This is a genomic window from Aminobacter sp. P4_D5, from assembly GCF_056401815.1.
Window position 1 is genome coordinate 1 of sequence record NZ_JBFUIP010000337.1, and the last position, 2,235, is coordinate 2,235.

General features: G+C 64.6%; 2 protein-coding genes and 1 other annotated feature. Both genes read left to right on the plus strand.

Annotated features, from left to right (window positions below):
* The first annotated feature begins 338 nt into the window (after positions 1-338).
* Positions 339-1,570, plus strand: a protein-coding gene (locus AC1DWF_RS31610; RefSeq protein ID WP_476842522.1) for an IS3 family transposase whose coding sequence is annotated in 2 segments (ribosomal slippage) — positions 339-630 and positions 630-1,570 — 1,233 coding nt in all. Because the reading frame shifts where the segments join, the coding sequence is not laid out codon by codon here.
* Positions 623-739, plus strand: a sequence feature (AL1L pseudoknot). (Overlaps the previous gene by 117 nt.)
* A gap of 102 nt (positions 1,571-1,672) precedes the next feature.
* On the plus strand, positions 1,673-2,235 hold a 563-nt coding region (locus AC1DWF_RS31615; RefSeq protein ID WP_476842523.1), incomplete at its 3' end, for a primase C-terminal domain-containing protein.

Genomic DNA, 2,235 nt, shown 5'->3' on the forward strand with positions numbered 1-2,235 from the left:
GTCGGGGTGAAGCGCCCCAAGGCTGACTTCACTTACGCACAGCCCGAAACGAGGATTGTCCAGGGCGACCTGCTGATTGTATGCGGTCCCACAAAGCTCGTAGAGGCCTTCGCAGCCGTTACCTGACCCCGACCCAGCGATCCTGCGACCGCGCATAAGTATTGAGCAAAGGCTGCGACCGTCAGGCATCACAGCCGCCGCTAGTTTCTCGGAACCCGAGAGCGTTGGCCTGGTGAACAGGCCGCGGCCACGCTGCCTTTGCTGAAGATCTGTTGGCGCTAAGCAAAGTGAACCGCTCCGGGTTTGTCGGAGGCTCCAACTCCTGAGAGGCTGGAGCGATGACGAGCAAGACGACGAACAAGTTCTCGCCTGAGGTTCGCGAGCGGGCGGTGCGGATGGTGCTGGAGCATGAAGTGCAGCACCCGTCGCGCTGGGCGACGGTCCTCTCGATCGCGACCAAGATCGGCTGCACGGGCCAGACGCTGAACGAGTGGGTGAAACAGGCAGAGCGCGACACCGGCCGCCGTCCTGGGCCGACGACGGAGATGGCGACCCGGCTCAAAGCCCTGGAACGCGAGAACCGCGAGCTTCGGCAGGCCAACGAGATCCTGCGCAAGGCGTCGGCGTATTTTGCCCAGGCGGAGCTCGACCGCCGGTTCAAGCCATGATCGCCTTCATCGATGATCATCGCGGGGCGCACGGGGTCGAGCCGATCTGCAAGGTTCTGCCGATCGCCCCGTCAACCTATCGCGCGCAAGCGGCGCGGGGGCGTGATCCGGCTAAGCTGCCGGCCCGGGCCAGGCGCGATGCCGCGCTGATGCCCGAGATCGAGCGCGTGTTCGAGGAGAATTTCCGCGTCTACGGCGTGCGCAAGGTCTGGCGGCAGCTGAAACGCGAGGGCCATGACCTGGCGCGCTGCACCGTCACGCGCTTGATGCGCAGCATGGGCTTGCAGGGCGTGATCCGCGGCAAGCCGGTCAGGACCACGATTAGCGACAAGGCCGCACCTTGCCCGCTGGACCACGTCAACCGGCAGTTCAAGGCACCGCGYCCGAACGCGCTGTGGGTCTCCGACTTCACCTAYGTCGCGACCTGGTCAGGGTTCGCCTACGTCGCCTTCATCATCGATGCCTATGCGCGGCGGATYGTCGGMTGGCGCGYRTCGCGGACCGCGCATACAGGCTTCGTGCTGGACGCGCTGGAACAGGCCCTGCACGAGCGGCGCCCGCTGCATCGCGGCGGCTTGGTGCATCACAGCGACAGGGGCAGCCAGTACGTTTCCATCCACTACACCGAGCGCCTGGCTCAGGCGGGCATCGAGCCCTCCGTCGGCAGCGTCGGCGACAGCTACGACAATGCCTTGGCCGAGAGCATCAACGGCCTCTACAAGGCCGAGGTCATTCACCGGCGCGGCCCATGGCGCTCGCTCGAGACCGTGGAATTCGCCACCCTCGAATGGGTGGACTGGTTCAACAATCGGCGGCTGCTGGAGCCCATCGGCAATATCCCGCCGGCCGAGGCCGAAGCACTCTACTACGCCGCACAGGGGAACCTGCTCCTGGCGGCGTGACTCATACCAAACAGCCTCCGGAATTCCCGGGGCGGTTCAGRGAAGCACCCCATCACTGTTGTTGATATCGACGACTCTGAGCAAGTTGATGAGGCTCTGGCGATCTTCGGGGCGACACAGGTTGAAATCGAGACGCCATCTGGCGGTACACATCTCTGGTACAAGTACCGTGGAGAGGGATGCCGCAATCTTCGAAGTCTCGGCCTGTCCGGTGACCTGAAAGGCGCTGGCGGCTTTGTCGTAATGCCGCCCACGCTGCGCCAGGATAACGGCCGCGGCTACCGCTTCCTTCGAGGTGCGCCGGAGCGAGCGGGTTCGCTCGTAGCAATGTCGATGCATGGAGCCGCCTTCCTGGATCGCGGTGAAGACGCGCTCCTTCGACCGGTTCTGGATCGAAATCTGAGCAAGGCTGCGTTGCTCGGGCAGCCCGTAGCCGCTGTGCCCGCTGGCCAACGCAACGCCTTCTGCTTTCGCTGGGCCCTGGCTCACGCGATTGTTTGCCGCGACCTGGCCGCGCTGATCCACGACTTGGCCGATGAAAACCGTCGTCGGTGTGAACCGCCTCTGAGCGACGCCGAGGTCGCGAAGATCGCAAAAAGCGCGTGGAGCTACGAGCAGCGGGGTGAAAACTGGGTGCGGGGCGAGGGCGTCACGCAGATCACGAC